This is a genomic window from Variovorax paradoxus (genome assembly GCF_024734665.1).
GTDB lineage: Bacteria > Pseudomonadota > Gammaproteobacteria > Burkholderiales > Burkholderiaceae_C > Variovorax.
This window is the reverse complement of record NZ_CP102931.1, coordinates 4579343-4604533: the sequence shown is the minus strand read 5'-3', so window position 1 is coordinate 4604533 and position 25191 is coordinate 4579343. Positions and strand designations below refer to the sequence as shown.

Here is a 25191-nt window from a genome sequence, read left to right as displayed (position 1 = left end):
CCGCCATGTTCAATCACATCCTGGTTCCGATCGACGGCTCCGAAACTTCCATGCTCGCCGTCAGCAAGGCCAGCGGCCTCGCGCTGGCTTTCGGTAGCCGCATCACGCTCATTCACGTGATCGACAACTACCCCTTCATCGGCGTGGGCGCGGACTATGCGCTTGGCCAGAACGAATACCTCGCAGCAGCCACGGCCAGCGCCAACGCGGCGCTCGCACGCGGCGTGGCCGCCCTGGCGGCCGAAGGACTGCACAGCGACCAGCGCGTGATCGACGGCCACGTGGTGCACGAAGGCATCGTCGATACGGCCATCGCCATCGCGGCCGACCTGATCGTGATGGGCTCGCACGGCCGCAGCGGCATCGAAAAACTGCTGCTGGGCAGCGTGACGCAGCGCGTGCTGCAGGACGCCAACATGCCCGTGCTGGTCGTCAAGGGCGGCTGACTGGCTGACTGATTGGTCAGGAAACGACGACGAAATCGGGCGACCGTTTGAAGTAAAGCTCCTGCTGCGTCACCGGGTGCACGAACCCCAGCTCGCTCGCATGCAACAGCAGCCGTGGCGCACGTGCCTGCAGGGCAGCATCGCCATACAGCGCATCGCCAAGAATCGGATGCCCGATCGACAGCAGGTGTACGCGCAACTGATGCGAACGGCCGGTCAGCGGTTCCAGCAGCACATGCGTGGCGGCGGGCTCCCCAGGCCGTACTCCCGGCAGCAATGAAATCGCCTTCCACCGAGTGATGCTGGGCTTGCCCGCAGGGTCGATCTTCTGCAGCGGCCTGCGCGGCCAGTCGGCCATCAGCGGCGCGTCGATCAGTGACCAGTCTTCCCGCACCGGCATCGCGCCATCGACGATAGCTTCATAGCGCTTGTGCACCCGGCGCTCGGCAAAGGCCGCGCTCAGCGCACGCTGCATTTCGATGCCGCGCGCCATCACCACCAGCCCGCTCGTGGCCATGTCGAGCCGGTGCACGATCAGCGCGTCGGGCCACTGCCGCATGGCGCGTGCGCTCAGGCAGTCCTGCTTGTCCTCGCCGCGGCCGGGCACGCAGAGCAGGCCGGCTGGCTTGTCGAGCACCAGCAGGTGCGGATCTTCGTGAACGGGTTGCAGGAGCGGCGGCGCGGTCGTCATGGATGCCGCAGAGTGTAGAGAGCACGATGGTGGCCCGTTCCCGCGTTCCAGGCCCCTCATGCCCCGCTCATCCGGCCTCGGCTATCCTTGAGCGGATGTCCGGCCCCGCCCCAGCCTCCGTTTCCTCTTCTCCCCCCAGCTTTTCCGACCTGACGCGCGAACGCCCGTTCATGCAGATGTGGACGGCGCGGCTGTTCGGTACTGCCGCCTCGCAGATGCTGCTGGTGGCCATCGGCTGGCACATGTACGAGCTCACCAGCAGCGCCTGGGACCTGGGCCTCGTGGGTCTCTACCAGTTCGTGCCCGCGCTGCTGCTGGCGCTGCTGGCCGGCCACATCGTCGACCGCCACCATCGCGGGCGCATCGTGGCGGCCTGTTTCGCGGTGCAGGGGCTGGTGGCGCTCGTGCTGCTGCTGGCGGTGCTGGAAAAGCATGATTCGCGCAGCCTGCTGCTGGGCCTGTCCCTGGTGTTGGGCGCTGTGCGGGCTTTCCAGATGCCGGCGCAGCAGGCGCTGACGCCGCTGCTGGTGCCGCCCACCATGTTGTCGCGCGCGATGGCCTTCAGTTCGGCGGGCATGCAGGGCGCGATCATCGGCGGGCCTGCCCTCGGTGGGCTGCTGTTCGTGGCGGGCATGGCGGTGGTCTACGGCGCCAGCGTGGCCTTCTTTGTCGTCGCCTGCGCACTGGTGCTGCGGCTTCGCTACGCCTACACGCCGGCCGCGCGCGAGCCGGTCACGCTGGCCACCGTGTTCGCGGGCGTCGATTTCATCTGGAAGCGCAAGCCCGTGCTCGGCGCGGTCTCGCTCGATCTGTTCGCGGTGCTGCTGGGCGGCGCGGTGGCGCTGCTGCCGATCTATGCCAAGGACATCCTGCACACCGGGCCCTGGGGGCTCGGCCTGCTGCGCGGCGCGCCGGCGGTGGGGGCGCTGGTGATGTCCATTGCGCTCACGCGCCGGCCGGTCGAGCGCCGCGTGGGGCGCACGCTGCTGCTGGCCATCGGGCTCTTCGGGCTGTGCATGGTGGTGTTCGGCATTTCGAAGAGCTTTGTTGTCTCGCTGATCGCGCTGGCGGTTTCGGGCGGCGCCGACATGGTCAATGTGGTGATCCGCCAGACGCTGGTGCAACTCGAAACGCCCGATGCCATGCGCGGGCGGGTGAGTGCGGTCAATTCGATCTTCATCGGCGCGAGCAACCAGCTCGGCGAATTCGAGTCGGGCGCCACGGCGGCGCTGCTGGGGCCGGTCGGCTCGGTGGTGGTGGGCGGCGTGGGGACGATGCTGGTCGCGCTGACCTGGTTCAGGCTGTTCCCGTCGCTCGCGCAGCGAGACCGGCTGGTGGTGGCGGCGCCTTCCGTCAGGCCGCTGGTCAAGTCCTAGTCTGCGAACAGGGCGCGCGCGCCCGGCGTGTCGAGCGTGATGTCGCCCAGCGCCTGCGCCACGCAGGGCAGGATCCAGCCTTCGGCTTTTTCATCGGCGCTCAGGCCGGGCCATTCGATGATGTGGCGGGTTTCGCCGGACAGCCGCTGGCAGATGCAGGTGCGGCAGGTGCCGTTGCGGCACGAGCTCGGCAACTCGATGCCGGCGGCCTCGGCGGCTTTCAGGAGCGTGGTGCCTGCATCGGTCTCGAAGTCGAGGCCCGAGGGCTCGAGTCGGACCTTCATGGCTGCGGTGGCTGGCTTTGCTGTTGTTGCTGCTGCTCGCGGCGTTGCTCGCGCAGCATGAAGAGGTAAAGGCTCTCGACCTTCTCGCGCGCCCACGGCGTCTTGCGCAGGAACTTGAGGCTCGAGCTCACGCTCGGGTCGAGCGTGAAGCAACGGATGGGAACGAGCTCGCTCAGGTGCTCCCACCCGTAGTAGTCGGCCAGCGCGGTGACGATGGCCTCCAGCGTGACCCCATGCAGCGGGTTGCGCGGCTGGGCCTTTGCGGCCGCGGGGGCGGCCGGGGCGGGCGCTGGAGCGTCGTTCGTCACTTGTTCTTGAGCTTGCCGCGGGGAATGACCGCCGTCGTGATCGTGCGAACGGGCTCGATGCCGCCAGTGCCCACAGGCTTGGGCGGCGAGGTGTCCTTCTTCGGTTTCTTCGCTTCCTTGGTGCTGCGTTGCTGACTCTTGGCCATGTCGATTTCTCCTGTTGTTACGACGGATGCGGCAAGCAGTTTAGCGGTGCGGCGACAATACGCGGTTCCATTGATTTCCCCGCATTCATGTCAGATTACGAAGTTCGCCCCGCCACCCTGCGCGACGCCAAGGCCGTCGCCGAAATCCATTCCCTCGCCGCCAAGGCCGCCTACGAAGGCATCCTTCCCGAGGAAGAGCTGCGCGCCCTGGCCCCGGCCACCCGCGAAGCCAAGTGGCGCGAAGCCATCGAATACAGCGAGCCGCAGGTGCGCGTGGCCGTGCTGGGCAGCGAAATCGTCGGCTTCGTCGGCTTCGACCGTTCGCGCGACCCCAAGACCCCGCCCACCACCGGCGAAATCTGGGCCATCTACGTCAAGCCCGAGCACTGGGACAAGGGCGTGGGCGTGGCCCTCTGGGATGCCGCGCGCGAAGGCCTGGAAGAAGAGGGCTGCACCACGGTCACCATCTGGGTGCCGATCCGCAACGACCGCGCCATGCGCTTCCACGAACTCGCGGGCTTCAAGCGCGAGATGAAGACCGCCAAGACCACCGCCTTCGGCACCGTGCGCGTCGAGGAAATCCGCCTGAAGCGCGACGTTTCCTGACATGGACTCCGGCAGCACCGCCCTCGGCCACGCCGCGCGCGTGCGCTCGCACCAGCGCCGCACGACCGCCGTGCAGTGGATCCGCCGCACCCACCACGGCTGGTTCGGCCTCTGGGGCGCGGTGCTGGGGCTGCTGTTCGGTTTCAGCGGCATCTGGCTCAACCACCGAGACGTGCTGAAGCTGCCGCAGGCCCAGGAGCGCACGCGCGCCCAGCTGGTGCTGCCCGACCCTGCGCCGGAAACGCCCGAGGCCATGAGCCAGTGGCTGCAGGGTGCGCTGCGCATGAGCGGCCCGCCCAACTCCCGCCGCATCGAGCCCGCCAAGCCCGTCGCCTGGGCCGACAAGAGCGACAAGAGCGCTCCCGTGCTCACGCAGCCCGCGCGCTGGGTGTTCAACTTCGGCGGCCCCAACGAGATCGTGCAGGTCGAGTACTGGCAGGGCAACCGCTCGGTGGGCGTCACCACCACGCACAACGGCTTTGTCGCCACGCTCACCAACATGCACAAGGGCGGCGGCATGCCGCTGCCCTGGATCCTGCTGGTCGACACGCTGGCCGGCAGCCTGATCTTCCTGTCGATGTCGGGCATGGCGCTGTGGATGCTCACGCACCGCCGCCGCCGCGTGGGGCTGGCGCTGTTCGGCGCATCGCTCGCCGCGGTGCTGGCCATTGCGCTCAGCGCTCTTTGATTCGTACGGTTATTGCCGGGGCGGTTGGCGGCTGCGGATAAGCTCGCCGCTTCTTTTTCAGTCCGAATCCTGCCCATGGCCACCAGCCTGCTCCTGCTGCTCGACGACATCGCGACCGTTCTCGACGACGTGTCGATCCTCACCAAAGTGGCTGCCAAGAAGACGGCCGGCGTGCTGGGCGACGACCTTGCGCTCAATGCGCAGCAGGTGTCCGGCGTCAAGGCCGATCGCGAGATTCCGGTGGTGTGGGCCGTGTGCAAGGGCTCGTTCGTCAACAAGGCCATCCTCGTGCCCGCGGCGCTGGCCATCGGCACCTGGTTGCCCTGGCTGGTAACGCCGCTGCTGATGGTCGGCGGCGCTTTTCTCTGCTTCGAAGGCGCCGAGAAACTCGCGCACAAGTTCCTGCACAAGAAGGAGCACGACGCCGACACCGAGCGCCACGAAAAGGCCGTGGCCGACGAATCGGTCGACGTGGTGGCCATGGAGAAGGACAAGATCAAGGGCGCCGTGCGCACCGACTTCATCCTCTCGGCCGAAATCATCGCCATCACGCTGGGCACAGTGCAGGGCCAGCCTTTCACGACACAGCTGAGCGTGCTGGTCGGCATTGCGCTGATCATGACCATCGGCGTGTACGGCCTGGTGGCCGGCATCGTGAAGCTCGACGACGCGGGCCTCTATCTGAGCCAGCGCGCCAGCGCAGGCGCGCGGGCCTTGGGCCGCGGCATCCTGGCCACGGCGCCGTGGCTCATGAAGGCGCTGTCGGTGGCCGGCACGGCCGCGATGTTCCTTGTGGGCGGCGGCATCCTGGTGCACGGCGTGCCGGCGCTGGGCCATGCGGTCGAGGGCTGGGCCGCGGCCACGGGCGGCGTGTTCGGCACGCTGGGCTCGATGGGCGTGAATGCCGGCGTGGGCATCGTGGCCGGCGCCATCGTGCTGGTCGTGGTGGAACTGGTCGGAAAGTTGCGCGGCAAGAAGGCCTGAGCCTGCTGCTGAAACCCGCCGCGAGACGGGTTTTTTTATTGGCGCGTCTTGCCGCGCTTCACCAGCTCGACCACGATCAGCGCCACGCCCAGCACCAGCGCGAACCAGCCGACCAGGTAGGCACCAGCGACCATCTCGAACCAGCGCGTGCCCTGGAGAAAGCGCGGCCCCAGCAGAACAGCGGCGCCGATCACGAGGCAGAGGATGCCGCGTTCGAGCGTGCGGAGTTGTCGTTTGGGTTGCTGCGCCATGGCTTCTTCGTTCGGGTTCGGGGGAGAGTGGATCGATCAGTGCGTCATTGTCCCGCGCATCGCGGCTGGATGACCCTGCAGAGGGAACGACTTGCCCGTGGGCACCAGCGTGTCGCCATCGAGCCGCAGGATCGTGATGTCCTGGTCGATGAAGTTGCCTACGTACAGGTACTTGCCATCTGCGCTCCACACCGCGCCTTCGGGCAGGCCGCGCACCACCACCTCGTTGGCGCGCGTGACTTTCTTGCCGTCGATCTTCAGCAGCACCACCGAACCGTTGCGGTTGTAAAAGTAGGCGCTCTTCGAAGAATTGCTGCCGCGCAGGATCACCGCCACCGCGTGCCTGCCGGTCGGGCTAACCGCCAGGCCTTCGGGGCCGTCGCCGACCACCACCTTGTCGACCACGCGCGGCGGCGCGGCTTCGAGGTCGATCACGCTCACGGTGTCGACCTGGCCGTCGGATGCGCCCGAGTTGCCGTTGTCGGCCGTGAGCGCGAGCTTGCCGTCGGGCGTCACGTCGACGTTGTAGGGCCACAGGCCCGCTGCGAGGTCGACCTTGTTGTAGCTGACCTTCTCGCCGTTCACGTCGAGCAACGCGATCTTGTGGCTCGGAAACTTGGCCGCCAATGCGCGCTTGCCGTCGGGCGTGAAGCGCACGTGCGCCACCGAATCGCCCATGGCCACGGTGTCGATCAGTGTCACCTTCTTGCCCGAGATGCGCAGCACGCTCACCGAGTTGTCGGCGCGGTTGGCCACCAGTGCGAGGTCGCCCGTGCGGTTGATCGACAGGCCCGAGGGCTGTTTGCCGACCTGCAGGGTGTCGAGCAGCTTGGGCGGCGTGGTGGTCAGGTCGATCACGAAGAGGCGGTTGTCGGGCGCCTGCTTGCGTGCGCCGTTCTCCTCGACCACGTTGAGCGAGTTGGCGACCAGCGCCAGCGTTTCGCCGGGCGTGATCGCGAGGTTGGTCGGCGGGCCGGCGATGGTGTTGTCCAACTGCAGCGTGCCGACGACCTTGGGGGCCAGCGGGTCGGTGCCGATGTCGAGCACCTGCACGGTGTCGCGCCCCATGGGGCTAAGGATCACGACGCCGGCGTCGTTCCACGACTGCTTCTCGTCGTTGGCGACCAGCATCAGCTGGCGCTGAGGCACGGTGGGGGTCAGGTTCGTGCAGCCGGGGAGAGCGGCAAGGGCTGCCAGGGCCAGGGCCGCGAGTGCGGCGGGGCGGAACTGCATGGTGTGTGTCTCCGGTGTAGTTGTGTGCGCGCATGGTAGCGGCAGCTTCGTCGCCAGGCCCCGTGCCCGGCACAATCGATCGACCCAACCCCTGAGACCCCGCCATGACCATCGAGATACCGAAGGAAGCGCGCCAGCAGGCCATCACGTCCATCGAGCGCTATTTCCGCGAGAACATGGAAGAGCCGATCGGCAACATCGCGGCGGGGGCGCTGCTCGGCTTCTTCCTCGAAGAGATCGGTCCACTGGTCTTCAACAAGGCGGTGGCCGAGGTGCAGGAGCGCCTGCAGTCGCGCATTTCGGAGATCGACCTGGAGGTGCACGAGGACGAATTCCAGTACTGGCGCAAGTTCGACAAGCAGAAGAAGGGCAAGTAGGTGTGGCGCGGGCGCACCGCGGCGATTTCAAAAGTGCTTCAAAACGTTGCAAAATTCGAAGCCATGCACCTTCCACGCACGCCCCTCCGCCCCTCGCTTTCTCCCGTCCTGCGCATCCTGGCTGCCTTGCCATTGGTTGTTGCCGCATCGATGGCCACCGCGCAGCAGGACCCGTCCGGCTTCCCGCTGGATTCGGTCGGCTACCTGAACGAGGAATTGCCCCGCATGGAGGCAGCCATTGCCGCCAAGGATCGCAGCTTTTTCCACGGCGCGATGATCCGCACGGTGCAGTTCTCCGAACGCTGGGGCTTCAAGGTCAAGGCCAACCCCGATCTCGCGGCCTACCCGATGTGCACGTCGGCGGTCATGGACTACGTGGTCGTCGGCATGTGCAAGCTCACGCCATCCGACGAATGCGAGCCCGGACTGGCCTCGCGCTTCGATACCAACGTGCAGCGCTGCCGCGAAGTGGCCGCGAAAAAATAGAAAGAGACACCCGCCATGGACTACGCCCGCTACCAGACCCTCGCCATAGCGCGCCGCGGTGCAAATGGCGCGGTGCTCGACATCCAGATGCGGGCCTCCAACGGCAAACTGCCCACGGCGGGCCATGACGGCCACCGCGAACTCGCCGAGATCTGGCGCGACGTGTCTGCCGACGACACGGTGCGCTGCGCCGTGCTACGGGGCGAGGGCCAGGGCTTCTCGGGTGGCGGCGACCTCGCGATGGTGCAGGACATGACCACCGACGACGCGGTGCGCCAGCGCGTGTGGCGCGAGGCGCGCGACCTCGTCTACAACATCATCAATTGCGACAAGCCCATCGTGAGCGCCATGCACGGCCCGGCCGTGGGCGCGGGGCTGGTGGCGGGGCTGCTGGCCGACATCTCCATCGCCACGAAGAACGCGAAAATCGTCGACGGCCATACGCGACTGGGCGTGGCGGCAGGCGACCACGCGGCCATCGTCTGGCCGTTGCTGTGCGGCATGGCCAAGGCCAAGTACCACCTGCTGCTGTGCGAGCCGGTGAGCGGCGAGGAGGCCGAGCGCATCGGCCTCGTGTCGCTTGCGGTGGAAGAGGCCGACCTGCTGCCGCGTGCCTACGATGTGGCCGACCGGCTGGCGGCCGGCAGCCAGAGCGCCATTCGCCTCACCAAGTACGCGCTGAACAACTGGCTGCGCCAGGCCGGCCCGACTTTCGACGCCTCGCTGGCGCTCGAATTCATGGGCTTTGCGGGCGCCGACGTGCGCGAGGGCATTGCCTCGCTGCGCGAACGGCGCGCGCCCAAGTTCGACTGAGCGATCAGGCCTTGCGAAGGCCTTGGAGCGTCTGCAGCAGCACGACGCGGGTCTGCCCGAGGATCATTCCCTTCCACTCCTCGTTGTCGCAGTAGAACGCGTCGCGCAGCTGTGCGCGGATCTCGCGCTTCTGCGCTTCCGGTGCCTCCGGGTGGCGGCGCAGCCAGGTGTCGGCGCGCAGGCGGGTCAGCACTTCGAGGTCGGGCAGCGTGCCGAACTCCAGGCCCATCGGCGCGATCTTGGCGTTCGGGCATTCGTCGTACGCGGTCGAGATCACAGGGCCCGAAACGTCGGCCGAGGCCGAGTCGCCCGCAAACGGCGCGAACACGTCGGCGCCCCACCACGCATGAGCCAGCGCGAGGTCTTCGGGCGTGTTGCGACCCGGGTAGATCTTCTCGCCATGGCCGTAGGGGCCGAGGCCGGTGTGCACGTCGATCCAGCCGATGTGGGTGGCCGATGCAGCGTACTTGCGCAGGATCTTGCGGATGGTTCCGTTGCTCCACGAGGGTGCGGTGCCGCCGTAGAACAGGCCGTCGGGCGAGGTGTACTGGCCCTTGGTCACGGCCGCGCGGAAGGCGGTCATGCCGTGCTGCTGGACGTAGGCGGCCACGGCCGCTTCGTCGGCGGGTGTCGGCGGCCAGGTTGCAGGCAGCACGAGTGGTTCGACATCCGCGTACTCGGCGTTCACCGGCAGCGCCGCGTTGAAGTCGATGTGGTTGCGGTTCAGGTCGATGTTGTCTTCGTTCGTGCGGTGCAGGTGCGAAAAGCCATGCGGGTTGATGGCATGCACCAGCAGCAGCGCGACGCCCGCCTTCTCCAGCCGCGAGAGCAGATCGGCATCGTTGAGCGTGGCGATCTGCGTGCCCGAGCCGCAGAAGCCTTCGGGGCCGTGCGTGCCCGAGGTCACGAGCAGCAGCTTCTTCGCGTCGATGGCGCCGATCAGCGCAACGTCGGTGGCGAGCTCTTCGCCGAGCGCGCCGCGGTGCGCTTCGAGCACGAACGATTCGACGGCCGCGCCGCGCTGCGCAGCTGCCTCGAGAAACTTGGCGCGGGCTTCTGCATACGTGCCCGAGAAATACCGCGTGGCGGCGGAGCGTTGTGTTGTCGGCATGAGGTGGGGGCTCCTGTGCGTGGAATGGTGAGGAAAGTCGTCAGGCCGTTGCGTGGGCGCCCACGGCATCGATGTCGCGGCCCGTATGGTCGCGCAGCCAGAGCAGGCCGATCAGCGAGACCACCGTCATCGCCACAAGGTACCAGGCCGGTGCGAGCTTGCTGCCCGTGGCGTTGAGCAGCCAGGTGCTGATGAAGGGCGCGAAGCCGCCGAACAGCGCCACGCCCACGCTGTACACCAGCGACATGCCGCTGGCGCGCACCGCCTTCGGAAACATCTCCGGCAGCATCGTGATGCCGGGCACCGTCTGCACCACCAGGCCGAAGCTGAACACGCCGAGCACGACGAACAGCACCGTCGGCGTAGGCGAGGCGTTGAGCCACAGGAAGCCCGGGTAGATCAGGATCGCCAGCGCGATGCGGCTCCAGACGATGAGCGGCTTGCGGCCCACCACGTCCGACAGCTTGCCGACAAAGGGCGCGAAGGCGAACGAGATCAGCCCGGTGAGCGCGGCGCCAAACAGCGCTACCGATGGCGTGAAGCCAAGCTCGCGCACGGCATACGTCGGCATGTAGAACGTGACGACATATGCGGCCGTGGTGCCGCCCACCAGCGAAAGAATCGCGGCCAGCACCGTCTTGCCGTGCTGCGTGCAGACGATCTTCAGGCTGCTCTCGCGCGGTGCAGCGGCGGCTTCCGGCGAGATGTGCAGCGACTCTTCCAGGTGGCGGCGGATGTACATGCCCACCGGCGCAATCAGCATGCCGATGATGAAGGGCACGCGCCAGCCCCAGCTCTGCATCGATTCCGTCGACAGCGTGAAGGTCAGCAGGCCCACCACGACAGCACCGAGCATCACGCCCAGGCCCTGGCTCGCGAACTGCCAGCTCGCCATGTAGCCGCGGTTGGACGGCGTGGCGTGCTCGACCAGCAGCGTGGTCGATGCACCCACTTCGCCGCCGGCCGAGAAGCCCTGGATGAGCCGCGCCAGCACGATGACGACGGGCGCCGCCACGCCGATGGCCGCATACGTGGGCGTGAAGGCGATCAACGCGCAGCCCAGCGCCATCAGGAAGATCGTGAGCGTCATGGCCTTCTTGCGGCCCGCGCGGTCGGCATACGCGCCGATCACGATGCCGCCCAGCGGCCGCATGATGAAGCCCACGCCGAAGCTGGCCACCGTCAGCAGCAGCTGTCCGTACGAATTGAAGGTCGGGAAGAACAGCTTGCCGATCACCAATGCCAGAAAGCCGTAGACGGTGAAGTCGAAGAACTCCAGCCCGTTGCCGATGGTGGTGGCCACGATGGTCTGGCGCCTGCGCGCCGGGCGAGCGGGGGATGAGGACGGCGAGGGCTGCTTGCTTGGGGTGCTCATGTCTCTCCAGTGTTGGCTTTGCTTTTCGAGGATGTCGGTCGAAGGTATCTACGCACTGACCGCGCCGGATGCTAGAGACTCACTGCTGTCATGAAAAGACAATAATTGGGCGTCAAAGATAACTTTTGGTTGTCATGAAACCCAATCAGTTGCACGCCTTCGTGGCGGTGGTCGAGCAGATGAGCATTCGCGCTGCGGCCCGCGTGCTGGGCATTTCGCAGCCGGCCGTGACGAAGATCGTGCGCGAGCTCGAACGCGAAGTCGGCGCGCCGTTGGTAGAGCGCAGCGTCAAGGGCGTGCGGCTCACCGAGTTCGGCAAGGCCTTTGCGCCGCGCGCGCGGCTGCTGCTGGCCGACATGCAGCGCGCACGCGAGGAGATCGCGCAGATCCGCGACGGGCTCACGGGCAAGGTCTCGCTGGCCGTCAGCACCTCGTTCGCGCTCACGGTGCTGCCGGCCGCGTTCAAGGACTTCCACGCGCGTCTGCCGGCAGTCGACGTGCAGTTCAGCGAAACGGTGCTGCCCTGGATGCTGGGGCGCCTGCGCGAGGGCTCGCTCGACTTTGCGGTGGCGCACGTGGTGCCGGGCCGGCTCGATCCGCAGTTCGAGGCAATGGAGCTCTTTCCGGTGAGGCTGGTGGTGGGACTGCGTGAGCGTCATCCGCTGCGCGCGAGCCGCTCGATCCGCGAGCTCTACAAGGCCGAGTGGATTCTTCCGGGCGACGACCATTTCAGCGGCCGCGAGGCCGTGTCGCCGCTGCTGCCGCTGGGCCTGCCGCCGCCGGCGCGGGTGATCCAGGGGCAGTCGGTCACGGTGGCGCTGGCGCTGGTCGGGCAGATGGACCTGGTCGGCCTGTTCGTGGAGCCGCTGGCAACGCTGACCTTCAAGCGCCACGGCATCCGGCGCGTGGAGATCGAGGAAGAGCTGCCCATGCTGAGCGTCAGCGTCATCAAGCGCCGGGGGCAACTGCTGACGCCGGCCGCGCAGCACTTCGTCGAATGCATCCAGCGGGCCTCGGCAGTGGCGATGAGCGGCTAGCTATAGCGGCGGAAAGCTGACGCCGGCATCGCCGGCCTTCCACGGCGTGTACTTGTACATGGCGCGCTCGAACAGGCCGGAGGCGGTCCAGCCAGACAGCCACGTTTGCAGGCGCGGCCAGGGCTGTGCATCGAACCATGCGGGCTCGACCATCGCGAACTGGCGCACGAAGGGCATGACGGCGGCATCGGCCAGTGTGGCGTGCGCTCCGGTCAGGTAGGGCGAAGCCGACAGCCTGGCTTCGAGGTCGCGCAGGAACCGGGCGCCACGCTCACGTGCGGGTTCGCCGCCATCGGCATGCCGGTCGGGGTACTTGTAACGGTCGAGCTGGGGCTTGAAGTCGTCGTCGCAGGCGGCGACCAGCGTGAGCATGTCCTGCAGCGTGCCCGCGTCGGGCTGCAGCCAGCGCAGCGGATCGTTGCGCTGCAGGGCCCAGAGCATCACGTCGAGGCTCTGCTCCAGCACCGTGCCGTCTTCGGTCAGCAGCACGGGCACCGTGCCCTTGGGTGAGGCCGCCAGCATCTCGGCCGGCTTGTTCTTCAGCACCACCTCGCGCAGCTCGCAGTGCTGGCCGCTCGCGACCAGTGCGAGCCGGGCCCGCATCGCATAGGGGCAGCGGCGGAACGAATAGAGGACGGGGAGGGCGGTGGCGGGCATTCGTGTGTGCAGGCGAAGCGGCCGATTTTCCGCGACCGTGGCCGGCTCGCTCCCGGGCGGGGTTTTCATCACAATGGGCGGCCATGGCCGAACGCCTCTTCCTGCGCCTCGACGACGACCCGTTGCACGGGCCGGAATCGGGCGTGCCGGCCGGTACGTTGCGCGCGTTTCCCGTGGGGGCGGCGCTGCGGGCGCATGTCTCGCACATCCTGCTGTACCGCGAGACCTTTGCCAATGGCCACGAGGTGCGCGAGCGCGTGTTGCCCGATGGCGCGGTGCGGCTGGTGTTCAACCTCGGCGATGCGCCTTCCGCCGGTGAAGGTGAGGGGCTGGCGGTGGAAGCCATTGGCGCCTCGGCGGCGCCTGTGGTGGTGCGCATGCGGCGCAAGGTAGAGGGGCTCTCCGTCACCCTGCGCCCTGGCGCCGCCGCTGCGCTGCTGGGGTTGCCAGTGGGCGAGATCGGCGGCAGCGCCTTGCACCTCGATGCGCTGTGGCATGGCGAAGGCACCGAGCTGCTCGGGCGCATGGCCGAGGCGCCGAACGACGCAGCACGAGTGACGCTGTTGCACGCCGTTCTGCAACGCCGGCTTCGCGACAGTGACGTCGCAGCAGGCAACGCAGCTGTCGCTATGCGTGCTGCGCAACTCATCGCCGCATCCGGTGGGCGTCGCTCCTTGCGCGAGGTGGCAACGGCCGTCGGCGTTGGCGAACGGCGCCTGCAGCAGCTCTTTCATGCCCACGTGGGCCTTTCGCCGCGCGCCTGGAGCCGGCTCGCGCGCATGCATGGTTGTCTGCGCGCGCTGCGGATGCAGTCGTCGCCCGCGTGGGCCGATGTTGCGCTGGAGAGCGGCTTCTACGACCAGTCGCACCTGGTCAACGAGTTCCGCGCGCTCTGCGGCGTCACGCCGACCGAGTTCATGGGGCACGCCGTTTCGGGTTCTTCCAAGACGGCGCGTTGAGCGCGCACTATCTTCGTCGGCTCTTGCACAGGCAGATCGAAGGAGCAACCGAACATGCAGAACGAAAAAACCCAGCGCCCGTTGAAGGACTGCGTGGCGGTGGTGACTGGCGCGAGTCGGGGAGCCGGGCGCGGCATCGCGATGGAACTGGGCGCCGCCGGAGCCACGGTGTACGTCACCGGGCGCAGCACACGCGAACAGCCCGCGCAAACCTACGGCCAGTTGCTGGCCTTGTCCGACATGCAGGCCGTGCCCGGCAGCATCGACGACACCGCAGACGAACTCACCCGCATGGGCGGGCACGGCATCGCCGTGCAGTGCGACCACACCCGCGAAGAAGAAGTGGCGGCGCTCTTCGCTCGCGTGGAGCGCGAGGCAGGCCGCATCGACCTGCTGGTGAACAACGCATGGGGCGGCCACGAGACCTTCAACGGCGTGTTCGAAGCGCCTTTCTGGGAGCACCCGCTGTCGAACTGGGATTCGATGTTCGACCGCGGCGTGCGCAACCACCTCGTGGCCAGCCGATGTGCTGCGCCGCTGATGGCGCGACGAAAGAAGGGCCTGATCACCACCACCACCTTCTGGGACCGCGGCAACTACCTGCGGGGCAACCTCTTCTATGACCTTGCCAAGGCCTCGATGACCCGGCTGGCTTTCGGCATGGCGCAAGACCTGAGGCCGCACGGCGTCGCTTCCATTGCCGTGTCCCCCGGCTGGATGCGCACCGAGTTCGTGCTGGCCGGCCACAAGACCGACGAGGCGCACTGGCATGAGCGGCCCGCGCTGGCGCGCACCGAGTCGCCGCGCTACCTGGGACGGGCGATCGCGGCGCTGGCCGGCGATGCGCGGGTGATGGACAAGAGCGGCGAGGTGCTGCGCGTGGCCGACCTAGCGCGCGAATACGGCTTTACCGACATCGACGGCAGGCAGGTCGAGGCCTTCGAGATGTAGCGCTACCGGAGCTCCCGCACGTCGATGCGAAAGCGCAGTTCAGGCGTGCCGCCGAGCTCGGGTAGCTTGACGAACTCTTCCACCAGCAGGCCGCCGTTGGCGCGGATCACCTGCTGCGAGGCGAGGTTTTCGGGGCTGGTCGTGATCTCAACGTGATCGAGGCCCCTGGTGCGCGCCTCGGGCAGCAGCGCGCGCAGCGCAGCCTTGGCGTAGCCCCGGCCGCTCTTCCACGGGACCACGCCGTAGCCGATGTGGCCAAGGCAGTAGATGGGCAGGGCGTTGGTGCCAGGCTGCCAGCGCAGCTGAATGCTGCCGCAGAACTCGCCGTCCCACATCCAGCGCCGGTAGCCTGGCAGGCGGGGCACGGTGCCTCCGCCGGGCAGCGTGACTGGCGGGCCCTTGGCTTCGGGGTCGACTAGGCTGGCCAGAAAGCGTTCGGGGTCGGCGTGGATCTGCGCCAGTTCTTCCTGGCCGGCTTCGGGCCGAAGGTTGTTGGGCGACCAGCCGCGTTCCAGCGCGGCGATGTAGCCAGGGAGGTGTTCGTGCGAAGGCCAGACGAGTTGCAAGGGCGTGCAGGGTTCCGAGGACATCTTCCTGATGGTAGGCGAACGGCTGGCTCCGGGGAGGGGTTGGCATAAAACGCAACAAGGTTGCGTTGATCCATATAATGCAATTATGTTGCATATATGGAGCCTGCCCAATGGCTGACCGCCTCCCCGTTACCGTTCTCTCCGGCTTTCTCGGCGCCGGCAAGACCACGCTGTTGAACCACATCCTGCACAACCGCGAGGGCCGCCGCGTGGCAGTCATCGTCAATGACATGAGCGAGGTCAACATCGACGCTGCGCTCGTGCGCGACGGCGGTGCCGAGCTCTCGCGCACCGACGAGAAGCTGGTCGAGATGAGCAACGGCTGCATCTGCTGCACGCTGCGCGAAGACCTGCTGATCGAGGTCAACCGGCTCGCGAAGGAAGGGCGCTTCGATCAACTGGTGATCGAGTCCACAGGCATCTCCGAGCCGCTGCCTGTGGCCGAAACCTTCACCTTCGCCGGCGAAGACGGCAAGAGCCTGGCCGATGTGGCCCGGCTCGACACCATGGTGACGGTGGTCGACGCCTTCAACTTCCTGCGCGACTACGGCTCGCCCGACAGCCTCGGCCAGCGCGGCCAGTCGCTCGGTGACGAGGACACGCGCACGGTGGTCGACCTGCTGATCGAGCAGATCGAGTTCTGCGACGTGCTGGTGGTCAACAAGACCGACCTCGTCACGCCCGAGGAGCGCGAACGGCTCATGGCCATCTTGTGCAGCCTGAATCCACGCGCCCGCATCGAGGTGTCTGAGTTCGGCCGCGTGGCGCTCGATCGCGTGCTCGACACCGGCCTGTTCGATTTCGAGCAGGCCGAGCAGGCGCCCGGCTGGCTGGCCGAACTGCGCGGCGAGCACGTGCCCGAGTCGGAGGAATACGGCATTCGCAGCTTTGTCTACCGCTCGCGCATTCCGTTTCACCCGATGCGGTTCTGGAAGCTGGTGCAAAGCGAATGGGAAGGCGTGGTGCGTTCCAAGGGCTTCTTCTGGCTCGCGAGCCGTGCCACGCGCGCGGGCTCGTGGTCGCAGGCCGGCGGTGCCTGCCGCTATGGCGCGGCTGGCTTCTGGTGGGCCGCCGTGCCGCGCGAGCACTGGCCGACCGAGCCGGATGCGCTGGAACTGATCCACAAGAACTGGGACCCGGCCACGGGCGATGCGCGGCAGGAACTGGTGCTGATCGGCATCGGCATGGATGAAGACGCGTTGCGTGCCCGGCTCGACGAGTGCCTGCTCACGGAAAACGAGATGCGCTTCGGCGCCTCGTGGTGGCAGAACTTTCCGGATCCGTTCCCTTCGTGGAACGTGTGAGAACAGCTTAGCGGGCGCAGTCGCCGCAGGTGCCGTGAAGGGTCAGCGCAGTGTGGCGGGTGTCGATGCCCTGCTTGCGCAGCGCACGGCCAAGACGGCCCATCACCTTCGGCAGCTCCGGGTCCGAAGGCAGCGCCAGCACCTTGTGGCACTGGTCGCATTCGAAGGTGTTGCCCGACTCGGCCTCCACATGGCGCGAGAAGCGGTTGACGCGGTCGGGGCCCACGCGGCGGTCGCACAGGCCGGCCTCGACAAGCCGGTCGAGCACGCGGTAGACCGTCACGCGGTCGGGCGTTTCGCCGGTGGCGGTGGTGTAGGCCGAGGCGACTTCCTCGTGCGTCAGGGGTTGCGAGCTGTGTTCGATCAGTTCGAGCACGGTCTGCGCGGCGCGGGTCACGCGCAGGCCGCTGTCGCGCAGCAGCGCTTCGCTGTCGAATGGGGCGGCGCGAGGGGGCTTCGGGTGCGAGGTCGTTGTCTTCATGCGGTCTTCTTGCGAAACGCCATTGTGTTGCATTCCGGGGTGCACGGGGTAGAGAGGGGTCGAATCGCCCGCCTGATGGGGCGAGGCGATGGCGAACTGGGAGCGCTGCATATGCCGGAACCAGCCTAAGCATCTGACAAATGGGTCGTTCGCTTGCGGGCGAGGGCGCGACAGAATCGCGCGCTTTGCCTCCTGCAACCGAAAGTTCGCCATGCGTGCCCATTTCCTGTCGAAGCTGCTCAAGCCGGTCCTTGCCCTGTGGGCCTGCGCTTCGTTGACCGTGGCCGCGCAGGCGCAATCGGCGGCCGCCTATCCGTCGAAGCCCGTGCACATCACGGTCGCGAACACACCCGGCAGTTCGCCCGACGTGCTGGCGCGCTACCTGGCGCAGCGCCTGTCGGAGCAATGGAAGCAGCCGGTGGTGGTCGACAACCGCGCCGGCGCGGCCGGCATCCTGGCCGCCGACGGGCTGGCCAAGGCGCAGCCCGACGGCTACTCACTGCTGGTGGGCGCGGACGGCCCCATCACCATCCTCCCCAACATCCAAGCCGGCTTGCCCTACGACGCCCGGCGCGACCTGGTGCCGGTGGTATCGCTCGGGCAGATCGACTTCGTGCTGGTCGCCAACCCGAAGACCGGCTTCCACACGGTGGCCGACTTCGTTCGTGCGGCCAAGGCCCACCCTGGGCGCATCAACTACGCCTCGGCCGGCAACGGCAGCCCGCAGCAGTTGAGCATGGAGCTGCTGAAGCAGAAGGCCGGCATCTACGTCACGCACATCCCGTACCGTGGCGGCCCGCTGGGCATGCAGGACGTGATCGCGGGGCAGGTCGACGTGATGTTCATCGCGGTCGGCCCCGCGCTGCCGCACATCCGCAGCGGCCGGCTGGTGGCGCTGGGCACCAGCGGCGAGAGGCGCCATGCGCTGCTGCCCGAAGTGCCGACCGTGGGCGAAAGCTATGCGGGCTACCGCTCGGGCACATGGTTCGGGCTGTTCGCGCCGGCGCGAACGCCGCAGCCGGTACTCGACGCCATCGCGGCGGAGGCGGGGCGCATCGTGCAGGCTCCGGCCGCCCGTGCAGAACTCGCGGTGCAGGGCATCGAAGCCACGGGCCATCCGCAACGCCAATTCCAGACGCAGGTGGCGGCCGAATACGAGCGCTATGCGCAGATCGTGAAGGCCGTGGGCATCAAGGCCGAGTAACAAACAGTCAAACAGTCGCCTGCCAAGGCAGCTGCACGGTGGCACATCGCAACGATGTGCAAGTCAGCCAACCGGCCGTTTCCGTGCCTTGGGCAGGCCCCGGATGCGCTAAGGTGCGGTCATCTGCGTTCCTGAATACCTTTGCCCGACCATGTCCCGTCCTCCCATCGAGATCGAAACCGCCCCCAACCCCACCGCCACGGTGATCGTGATGCACGGCCTCGGCGCCGACGGCAACGACTTCGTGCCCATTGCCAACGAACTCGAGCTCTCGGCCGTGGGCCCCGTGCGCTTCGTGTTCCCCAATGCACCGGTCATTCCCGTGACCATCAACGGCGGCTACCAGATGCCAGCCTGGTACGACATCGCCTTGCCCGACCTGGCAGCACAGGAAGACGAGGCCGGCCTGCGCCGCTCGCAGGCGAGCATCGAAGCGATCATCGCCAGTGAAAAAGCCCGCGGCATCGCCGCCGAGCGCATCGTGGTGGCCGGCTTCTCGCAAGGCTGTGCGATGGCTCTGATGACTGGCCTGCGCCACACCGAGCGGTTGGCCGGTATCGTCGGTCTCTCAGGCTACCTGCCGATCGCGGCCACCACCGCGGCCGAACGTCACGCGGCCAATCACGAGACACCCGTGTTCCTCGCCCATGGCCGGCAAGACCCCGTGGTGCCCCTTGCTGCCGCGATGCGCTCGCGCGACGCGCTGTCCGCTCTGGGCTATACCGTCGAGTGGCACGAATACACGATGGCGCACTCGGTGTGCATGGAAGAAATCGCCGACCTCAACCGCTTTCTGCTGCGGGTGCTCGGCTGAACTTCGTCGAAGGAGACAAAAAAATGATCCTGGTCATCGGACATGCCCTGGCAAAGCCCGACACCCTGCAGGCCATGCTCGCCATCAGCACCGAGCACGTGCTGCGCTCGCGCGCCGAACCCGGCTGCATCTCGCACGAAGTCACGACCGACGTGCAGGACCCGCTGCGCCTGACCTTCGTGGAGCGCTGGAGCGACATGGCCGCGCTGCAGACGCACTTTCGCGTGGACGCCTCGCGCGCCTTCGGCAAGGCGCTGGCGGCCATGGCCGACGGCACGCCGGAGATCCACGTCTACCAGTCGGACGAGATCGACCTGTCGGCCGGCCGCGCCAAGGCCTGAAATTCACCAGCCATCGGGGCCATTCACTGGCGCGTCGTCTATGCAGGCAGCTATCAAAAGAATAGCGAGCTACAGGGTAGCCAGCCTCGGGATTCCCTGCACAAGCAATGCCCGCGTGCCCGTGCTACCTTCCAGCCCCTCAGAAGATTGATGGGTCATAACAATATGAGCAACAGATTGCAGGAGAGGTTGGGTGCACTTTCAGCCGCACGCCTCCAGGGCATGCGACGTGGCATCGAGAAGGAAAGCCTGCGCGCTCTGCCGGACGGCAAGCTTGCGCTGACGCCGCATCCCGTGGCCCTGGGCTCCGCGCTCACGCATCCGCACATCACGACCGACTTCAGCGAATCGCAGCTCGAACTCATCACGGGCGTGCACGCGAACGTCGAATCGGCGCTCGAAGAACTCACGCGGGTGCACCAGTTCACCTACCGCGTGCTCGACGGCCTGGGCGACGAGCGCCTGTGGGTGTCGAGCATGCCCTGCGGCCTGCCGACCGACGAGACCATTCCGATCGGCCGCTATGGCTCCTCGAACGTGGGCCGCGCCAAGAGCGTCTACCGCATGGGCCTGAGCCACCGCTATGGCCGCCGCATGCAGACCATCTCGGGTATTCACTACAACTGGTCGCTGCCCGACGTGTCGAGCGAACAGTACTTCGCGCTGATCCGCAATTTCCGCCGCCAGGCCTTCTTGCTGCTGTACCTGTTCGGCGCCTCGCCGGCCCTGTGTTCGAGCTTCGTGGCGGGCCGACCGCACGAGCTGCAGCCGCTGGGCGACGGCAGCATGTTCATGCCGCACGGCACCTCGCTGCGCATGGGCCGCCTGGGCTACCAGAGTGACGCGCAGGCCTCGCTGGCCGTGAGCTACAACAGCCTCGACGGCTACGGCGCCTCGCTGCAGGACGCGCTCACGCGCCCGTGGCCGGCGTACGAATCCATCGGCATCCGCAACCTCGGCGGCGACTACAACCAGCTGGGCACCAGCCTGCTGCAGATCGAGAACGAGTTCTACGGCACCATCCGCCCCAAGCGCGTGATCAACCCCGGCGAGCGCCCGCTGCATGCGCTGCGCGAGCGCGGCGTGGAGTACGTCGAAGTGCGCCTGATGGACCTTGACCCGTTCGAGACCGTCGGCATCAACGCGCAGACCATGCGCTTCATCGACGTGTTCCTGCTGCACTGCCTGCTGAGCGACAGCCCCGACGACACGCCGCAGGAAATCGCCGACCTCGCGCACAACCAGCACCTCACGGCCGCGCGCGGCCGCGAGCCGGGCCTGAAGCTGCAGCGCGACGGACGCGAAGTGGCGCTGGCCGACTGGGGCCTGGAGCTGGTCGAGCAGTGCCTGCCCATTGCCGCCGCGCTCGACGCGGCACTAAGCGGCACGGCGCATGCCGACGCAGTGCGCGCTGCCAGGGCCGCGCTGCAGAACCCCGACAGCCTGCCCTCGGCCCGCGTGCTCGCGGCCATCGAGAAAGACCACGGCAACTCCTTCATCGGCTTCGTGCGTGCCCAGTCGGAGCAGACCCGTGCCGCGCTGCTGGGCCTGCCGTTCTCGGCCGCGCAACAGGCCGAGTTCGAGCAGATGACGGCCGAGTCGATCCAGGAGCAGAAGCGCATCGAGGCGGCCGACACCATGCCCTTCGAGATCTACCGCGAGCAGTACGTCTCGCCCGCGCGGCTGGGCATGGCGCGCGGCCGCATGGCGGTCGCTGCCTAGCGGGTCCTGAACCCGCTGCGCACCGCGCCTATCCTTGCGCGAACTCGAAGAGCGCCAGGTGGGCGCTGCGCAGCTGGAATTTCTGGATCTTGCCCGTCGGCGTCATCGGCATCCCGTCGATGAAGCGGATCGACTTGGGCACTTCGAACCGGCCGAGGCGCTCCTTGCAGAACGCCAGCAGTTCGTCTTCGCCGCATGAGCCGTCATTGCGGCGCAAGACCACGAATGCGGCAACCGCCTCGCCCCAGTGCGGATGCGGCAGGCCCACCACGGCCGCGGCGCTGACGGCAGGGTGGGCGAGCAGCACGGCCTCCAGCTTGACGCTGGAGACGTTCTCTCCGCCGGTCTTGATCATGTCCTTCTTGCGGTCGAGAAACAGCATGTGCCCGTCGGCGTCGAACATGCCGATGTCGCCGGTGTGGTGCCATCCGAAGCGGCGCGCCGCGGCGGTGGCCTCCGGGTCCTTGAGGTAGCCGAGAAAGACGTTGGGCCCGCGATGGACGATCTCGCCGACCTGGCCCGGCCCGAGCAGCCGGCCGTCGTCGTCCATGACGGCGGTCTCCACCCCCGCCACCGACACGCCCCAGCAGTTGCCGTCCTTGCCCGGATGGTCGCTCGCGCGGTAGACCATGGTCGGCGGGTACATCTCGGTCTGGCCGGTGCCCAGGCGCACGTCGGCGCACATGTCGCGCCGAATGTCCGCGAGCAGGTTCTTCGGCATCGGCGCCAGGCCGTACATGCACACGCGCAGCGACGAGAAGTCGGTTTGCGGGCGCTGCGGGTGCTTCATCAGCGCATCGAACATCATCGGCAGGCACGACAGCCAGGTGATGCGTTCGCGCCCGATGGCCGCCAGCATTGCCGCCGGATCGAAGCCGTTGGCGAGCCACAGCGTTGCCCCGACCATCAATGCACCGGTGCTGATGGCGTGCTGGGCGCAGTGGAACAGCGGCAGCACCGAGACGACGACATCGCGCTCGGTGGCCTCGAAGCTTTGCGCGCAGCTCAGCAGCGCGCCATGGACCGAGCGGTGGGAATGCATCACGCCCTTCTGCTTTCCCGTGGTGCCGCTGGTGTACATGATGAGCGCGAGGTCGTCATCGCCGCGGGCGATGGCCAGCGGCTGCGCCGGCGGGCGCGATGCCAGCGCGTCGAAATGCAGCGTGCCGGCGGTGGCCCGGTGTTGTGCGCCGATCACCACCGTCAGCAGGCCCAGGCGCTCGACCAGCGTGCGCAGCGCAGCCACTTCGAACAGCGCTGCGTCGATGAAAACCGCGCTGGCCTCGGCGTGGCTCAGCACATGCTCGATGGAGGCCGCATCGAGCTGGACATTGACCGGCACCCAGACGTTGCCCGACTTGTGAATGGCCTGGATGGCCGCGAGGTGCTCGATCGAGTTGACGCACATCGTCGCGATGCGGCGATCGGCGAGCCCTTGGTCGCGCAGTGCCTCGCCCACGCGCTCGCTCGCGGCATCGAGCGCCGCGAACGTGACCCGCCGATCACCCTGGATGACGGCGATCTTGTCTGGATCTCGCCTCGCGCTGCGCCGCACGACGTCTGCGAGCGAAATGCGAGCGATGCTTGCGCGTTCGGCGTCGGCTGCTTGCATGCGATGGTCTCCTTGGGGCGGCACGGCGGCCTGGTCACGGTTCCACGAAAAAGTCGATCAGCGGCTCGACACCCGGCGTTACCAGGTAGGGTTCGAAGTCGGTGACGCCGGCATCGCGCAGCACCTGCTCGTCGATCAGCAGCTGGCCGGTGAGCTCGCGGCTCGGTCGGGTCAGGATGTGCCACGCGGCGTCCGCCATGATGGTTGGCAGGCGCGCCTGTCCCGCCACGTCGGGAGCCGCGATGCGCAGCGCGCTGGTGGCGATGACGGTGCGCGGCCACAGCGAGTTGCTCGCAATGCCGCGCCCGCGCAGCTCTTCGGCGAGGCCGCGGCTGAGCATGCTCATCGCGTACTTCGACGTGGTGTAGGCCGCATGGCGCGCGAACCACTTGGGGTTCATGTCCAGCGGCGGCGACAGGGTCAGGATGTGCGGGTTGGCCGCCTTTTCGAGATGCGGCAGGCAGGCCTGCGCGCACAGGTAGCTGCCCCGTGCGTTGATCTCGAACATCAGGTCGTAGCGCTTCATCGGCGTGCGCTCCACCGTCTCGAGATGGATCGCGCTGGCGTTGTTGACCAGGATGTCGATGCCGCCGAAGCGTGCCACCGCAGCGTCGACGGCGCTGCGGACCTGGGCTTCGTCACGCACGTCGACGACCACCGCGAGCGCCTGTCCGCCGGCCGCGACGATTTCTTCGGCTGCGCTGTGGATCGTGCCGGGCAGGCGGGGGTCGGCCGTTGCCGTCTTGGCCGCGACCACGATGTTGGCGCCATCGCGTGCGGCCCTCAGGGCAATGGCCTTGCCGATGCCACGGCTGGCACCGGTGATGAAGAGGGTTTTCGATTTCAGGGACGGCATGGACACTCCGCAATCGTGATCGGCTATCGCAAGAGTCCGCAGGCTATTCGCCGGCACGGAAGAAAACTTGCGCCGACTGGCTGCGCTCGCCGCAGCCAATCGACGCAAGGCACCGTGGAGCGTGCGTGCGACCATCGGCGCGGCAACTCCCGGCGTCGAGCCCTCCATCCGATGATCACGCTCTACCACTGCGCGAATGCACGTTCGTTCCGCGTTCTCTGGATGCTCGAGGAACTCGGCGCTTCCTACCGGCTGGAGATGCTGCCGTTTCCGCCGCGGGTGCTGCACCGCGAGTACCTCAAGATCAACCCGCAGGGCACGGTGCCTCTGCTGGTTGATGGCGAAACGCGCATGACCGAGTCGGCGGCCATCTGCCAGTACCTGGCCAGCATCAACGCCCCCACCTCGCTGAACGTGGAGCGCGAGGAGGCCGGCTATGGGGACTACCTGAACTGGCTTCACTTCGGCGAGGCCTCGCTGACCTTTCCGCAGACCCTGGTGCTTCGCTACACCCTGCTGGAGCCGGAAGACCGCCGCCAGCCCCAGGCCGCGGAGGACTACGCCCAGTTCTTTTTCGTGCGCCTGCGAGCGCTCGAGAGGCTGCTGGAGGCGCAAGACTTCGCATGCGCCGGCCGGTTCACGGCGGCCGACATCTCGATCGGCTACGCGTTGCTGCTGGCCAGGGTGCTGGGTCATCAAGAGCGCTTCGGCCCCGGGGTGCAGCAGTACTGGAAGCGCCTGAGTTCGCGCGCGGGCTTCGAGCGCGCGATGGCGGTGCAGGACGCGGCGGCGGCCCGGCAGGGCATTCAGCAGTTGCCGACGCCCGGAATAGGACTCGGCAGACGTCCATAGGCACGGAATGACCGACAGCAGCGGTGGCCGATGACCTACAGGCATTGGCCTGCATGGCTCACCGCGCGCGGCCGTGGGGCTGCGAGGATGCCTCCATGCACCGCGCAAGCACCGACCTCGCGACCTCCCCATGACCTTCAAGGCCTATCTAGTCGAGGACAGCCCCGTGATTCGCGAGAACCTCGTCGGATTCCTGGAAGACGTGACCGACGCCAAGGTGGTGGCCTCCGCCAGCACCGAGGAGGAGGCCGTGGCCTGGCTGCATCAGCACACCGGCGACTGGGACCTGACCATCGTCGACCTGTTCCTGCGGCGCGGCAACGGGCTGGGCGTGATCCGTGCCTGCCGCCACCGGGCTCCGCACCAGAAGGTGATCGTGCTGAGCAACTACGCCAACGCCGCCATGCGCGAGCGTTCGCGGCAACTGGGTGCCGATGCCTTCTTCGACAAGTCGGCCGAGCTCGACCAGCTGGTGGACTTTTGTGCGCAGGTGCGCGCGTCCCTTCCCGGCTGATGCAGGGTGACGCCGGCTGACGCGCGCATGACTGGGTCGCGCGCCTTTCTGGGGTAAAACGCCACGCTGCCGCTCTAGCGGCAACCGGACAACGGCAACTCCCCAGGAAAGCGACAGAGAGA

General features: G+C 67.5%; 31 protein-coding genes. 18 read left to right on the top strand and 13 right to left on the bottom strand.

The genetic code is table 11. The annotated features are described in order from the left end of the window. The first annotated feature begins 5 nt into the window (after positions 1-5). A complete protein-coding gene (locus NWF24_RS21775; protein WP_007833935.1) occupies positions 6-446 on the top strand; it encodes a universal stress protein in 441 nt (146 codons plus the stop codon). A gap of 16 nt (positions 447-462) precedes the next feature. Here NWF24_RS21775 and NWF24_RS21770 read toward each other — a convergent pair whose 3' ends face one another. Further along, positions 463-1137: an RluA family pseudouridine synthase gene (locus NWF24_RS21770; protein WP_258350349.1), complete on the bottom strand. Its 675-nt coding sequence runs from the start codon at positions 1135-1137 to the stop codon at positions 463-465. 95 nt (positions 1138-1232) lie between these two features. Here NWF24_RS21770 and NWF24_RS21765 point away from each other — a divergent pair, with 95 nt between their 5' ends. Continuing rightward, the gene (locus tag NWF24_RS21765; protein WP_258350348.1) at positions 1233-2513 is read left to right on the top strand and encodes an MFS transporter; all 1281 of its coding nucleotides are present in this window, start codon (positions 1233-1235) and stop codon (positions 2511-2513) included. Here NWF24_RS21765 and NWF24_RS21760 read toward each other — a convergent pair. The 3 genes from NWF24_RS21760 to NWF24_RS21750 are packed head-to-tail and all read right to left on the bottom strand — an operon-like array spanning position 2510 to position 3251. Beyond that, positions 2510-2797 carry a 2Fe-2S iron-sulfur cluster-binding protein gene (locus NWF24_RS21760; protein ID WP_258350347.1) on the bottom strand — a complete coding sequence of 96 codons (288 nt, stop codon included), beginning with the start codon at positions 2795-2797 and terminating at the stop codon, positions 2510-2512. The two genes, NWF24_RS21765 and NWF24_RS21760, sit on opposite strands and share 4 nt — an antisense overlap. Beyond that, positions 2794-3105 carry a VF530 family protein gene (locus NWF24_RS21755; RefSeq protein ID WP_258350346.1) on the bottom strand — a complete coding sequence of 104 codons (312 nt, stop codon included), beginning with the start codon at positions 3103-3105 and terminating at the stop codon, positions 2794-2796. Before NWF24_RS21755 ends, NWF24_RS21760 begins: the two co-directional genes overlap by 4 nt. Beyond that, positions 3102-3251, bottom strand: a complete 150-nt coding sequence (locus tag NWF24_RS21750) for a hypothetical protein (RefSeq protein WP_013542593.1) — start codon at positions 3249-3251, stop codon at positions 3102-3104. Before NWF24_RS21750 ends, NWF24_RS21755 begins: the two co-directional genes overlap by 4 nt. Before the next feature lie 87 nt (positions 3252-3338). Between NWF24_RS21750 and NWF24_RS21745 the strand changes: the two genes are divergently transcribed. From NWF24_RS21745 to NWF24_RS21735, 3 genes are all read left to right on the top strand, one after another. After that, positions 3339-3857 (top strand): GNAT family N-acetyltransferase, encoded by a 519-nt coding sequence (locus NWF24_RS21745; RefSeq protein WP_093059111.1) that lies wholly within the window; start codon positions 3339-3341, stop codon positions 3855-3857. Position 3858: 1 nt separating this feature from the next. Continuing rightward, positions 3859-4545, top strand: coding sequence for a PepSY-associated TM helix domain-containing protein (locus NWF24_RS21740; RefSeq protein WP_258350345.1), 687 nt, complete (start codon positions 3859-3861; stop codon positions 4543-4545). A gap of 75 nt (positions 4546-4620) precedes the next feature. Continuing rightward, positions 4621-5529, top strand: a complete 909-nt coding sequence (locus NWF24_RS21735; protein ID WP_093078757.1) for a DUF808 domain-containing protein — start codon at positions 4621-4623, stop codon at positions 5527-5529. Between the two features lie 35 nt (positions 5530-5564). Here NWF24_RS21735 and NWF24_RS21730 read toward each other — a convergent pair whose 3' ends face one another. After that, positions 5565-5780, bottom strand: coding sequence for a hypothetical protein (locus NWF24_RS21730; RefSeq protein WP_258350344.1), 216 nt, complete (start codon positions 5778-5780; stop codon positions 5565-5567). Positions 5781-5816: 36 nt separating this feature from the next. Beyond that, positions 5817-7013: a lactonase family protein gene (locus tag NWF24_RS21725; RefSeq protein ID WP_258350343.1), complete on the bottom strand. Its 1197-nt coding sequence runs from the start codon at positions 7011-7013 to the stop codon at positions 5817-5819. 104 nt (positions 7014-7117) lie between these two features. On the opposite strand from NWF24_RS21725, the gene NWF24_RS21720 reads away from it, so the two are divergent. The 3 genes from NWF24_RS21720 to NWF24_RS21710 all read left to right on the top strand — a co-directional run bounded on the left by NWF24_RS21720 (position 7118) and on the right by NWF24_RS21710 (position 8689). Beyond that, positions 7118-7390 (top strand): DUF2164 domain-containing protein, encoded by a 273-nt coding sequence (locus NWF24_RS21720; RefSeq protein ID WP_258350342.1) that lies wholly within the window; start codon positions 7118-7120, stop codon positions 7388-7390. Positions 7391-7453: 63 nt separating this feature from the next. After that, on the top strand, positions 7454-7876 hold the full coding sequence (locus tag NWF24_RS21715) for a hypothetical protein (protein WP_093078907.1): 423 nt from the start codon (positions 7454-7456) through the stop codon (positions 7874-7876). 15 nt (positions 7877-7891) lie between these two features. Continuing rightward, entirely contained in the window at positions 7892-8689 is a 798-nt protein-coding gene (locus NWF24_RS21710; protein WP_258350341.1) for an enoyl-CoA hydratase/isomerase family protein, read from the top strand. Between the two features lie 4 nt (positions 8690-8693). On the opposite strand, the gene NWF24_RS21705 is transcribed toward NWF24_RS21710, so the two are convergent. Both NWF24_RS21705 and NWF24_RS21700 read right to left on the bottom strand, forming a co-directional pair. Further along, entirely contained in the window at positions 8694-9800 is a 1107-nt protein-coding gene (locus NWF24_RS21705) for a M14 family metallopeptidase (protein WP_258350340.1), read from the bottom strand. Positions 9801-9840: 40 nt separating this feature from the next. Then, positions 9841-11175 (bottom strand): MFS transporter, encoded by a 1335-nt coding sequence (locus NWF24_RS21700; protein WP_258350339.1) that lies wholly within the window; start codon positions 11173-11175, stop codon positions 9841-9843. A 134-nt stretch (positions 11176-11309) separates the two neighbouring features. On the opposite strand from NWF24_RS21700, the gene NWF24_RS21695 reads away from it, so the two are divergent. Beyond that, a complete protein-coding gene (locus tag NWF24_RS21695) occupies positions 11310-12212 on the top strand; it encodes a LysR family transcriptional regulator (protein WP_258350338.1) in 903 nt (300 codons plus the stop codon). On the opposite strand, the gene NWF24_RS21690 is transcribed toward NWF24_RS21695, so the two are convergent. Further along, positions 12213-12869: a glutathione S-transferase gene (locus tag NWF24_RS21690; protein ID WP_258350337.1), complete on the bottom strand. Its 657-nt coding sequence runs from the start codon at positions 12867-12869 to the stop codon at positions 12213-12215. An 83-nt stretch (positions 12870-12952) separates the two neighbouring features. Between NWF24_RS21690 and NWF24_RS21685 the strand changes: the two genes are divergently transcribed. Together NWF24_RS21685 and NWF24_RS21680 are read left to right on the top strand one after the other, a co-directional pair. Then, on the top strand, positions 12953-13828 hold the full coding sequence (locus NWF24_RS21685; protein WP_258350336.1) for a helix-turn-helix domain-containing protein: 876 nt from the start codon (positions 12953-12955) through the stop codon (positions 13826-13828). Between the two features lie 54 nt (positions 13829-13882). Beyond that, positions 13883-14779, top strand: a complete 897-nt coding sequence (locus tag NWF24_RS21680) for an SDR family oxidoreductase (protein ID WP_258350334.1) — start codon at positions 13883-13885, stop codon at positions 14777-14779. A gap of 2 nt (positions 14780-14781) precedes the next feature. On the opposite strand, the gene NWF24_RS21675 is transcribed toward NWF24_RS21680, so the two are convergent. Further along, positions 14782-15345 (bottom strand): GNAT family N-acetyltransferase, encoded by a 564-nt coding sequence (locus NWF24_RS21675; RefSeq protein WP_258350333.1) that lies wholly within the window; start codon positions 15343-15345, stop codon positions 14782-14784. A gap of 134 nt (positions 15346-15479) precedes the next feature. On the opposite strand from NWF24_RS21675, the gene zigA reads away from it, so the two are divergent. Next, positions 15480-16673 carry a zinc metallochaperone GTPase ZigA gene (gene zigA / locus NWF24_RS21670; protein WP_258350332.1) on the top strand — a complete coding sequence of 398 codons (1194 nt, stop codon included), beginning with the start codon at positions 15480-15482 and terminating at the stop codon, positions 16671-16673. Positions 16674-16680: 7 nt separating this feature from the next. Here the strand turns inward: zigA and NWF24_RS21665 are convergent, their stop codons facing one another. Next, positions 16681-17154, bottom strand: coding sequence for a Fur family transcriptional regulator (locus NWF24_RS21665; protein ID WP_258350331.1), 474 nt, complete (start codon positions 17152-17154; stop codon positions 16681-16683). Positions 17155-17365: 211 nt separating this feature from the next. Here NWF24_RS21665 and NWF24_RS21660 point away from each other — a divergent pair, with 211 nt between their 5' ends. The 4 genes from NWF24_RS21660 (at position 17366) to gshA (ending at position 21235) form a co-directional block, all read left to right on the top strand. Next, entirely contained in the window at positions 17366-18358 is a 993-nt protein-coding gene (locus NWF24_RS21660) for a Bug family tripartite tricarboxylate transporter substrate binding protein (protein ID WP_258350330.1), read from the top strand. A 151-nt stretch (positions 18359-18509) separates the two neighbouring features. Continuing rightward, entirely contained in the window at positions 18510-19172 is a 663-nt protein-coding gene (locus tag NWF24_RS21655) for an alpha/beta hydrolase (RefSeq protein ID WP_258350329.1), read from the top strand. 23 nt (positions 19173-19195) lie between these two features. Further along, the gene (locus tag NWF24_RS21650; RefSeq protein ID WP_258350328.1) at positions 19196-19513 is read left to right on the top strand and encodes a putative quinol monooxygenase; all 318 of its coding nucleotides are present in this window, start codon (positions 19196-19198) and stop codon (positions 19511-19513) included. A 165-nt stretch (positions 19514-19678) separates the two neighbouring features. Next, positions 19679-21235, top strand: a complete 1557-nt coding sequence (gene gshA, locus NWF24_RS21645; RefSeq protein ID WP_258350327.1) for a glutamate--cysteine ligase — start codon at positions 19679-19681, stop codon at positions 21233-21235. A gap of 28 nt (positions 21236-21263) precedes the next feature. On the opposite strand, the gene NWF24_RS21640 is transcribed toward gshA, so the two are convergent. Together NWF24_RS21640 and NWF24_RS21635 are read right to left on the bottom strand one after the other, a co-directional pair. Beyond that, positions 21264-22847, bottom strand: a complete 1584-nt coding sequence (locus NWF24_RS21640; protein ID WP_258350326.1) for a class I adenylate-forming enzyme family protein — start codon at positions 22845-22847, stop codon at positions 21264-21266. Between the two features lie 34 nt (positions 22848-22881). Beyond that, positions 22882-23703, bottom strand: coding sequence for an SDR family oxidoreductase (locus NWF24_RS21635; protein WP_258350324.1), 822 nt, complete (start codon positions 23701-23703; stop codon positions 22882-22884). A gap of 171 nt (positions 23704-23874) precedes the next feature. Here NWF24_RS21635 and NWF24_RS21630 point away from each other — a divergent pair, with 171 nt between their 5' ends. Further along, positions 23875-24555 (top strand): glutathione S-transferase family protein, encoded by a 681-nt coding sequence (locus NWF24_RS21630; RefSeq protein WP_258350323.1) that lies wholly within the window; start codon positions 23875-23877, stop codon positions 24553-24555. 130 nt (positions 24556-24685) lie between these two features. Beyond that, positions 24686-25069, top strand: coding sequence for a response regulator (locus tag NWF24_RS21625; protein ID WP_093059150.1), 384 nt, complete (start codon positions 24686-24688; stop codon positions 25067-25069). Positions 25070-25191: the final 122 nt, after the last annotated feature.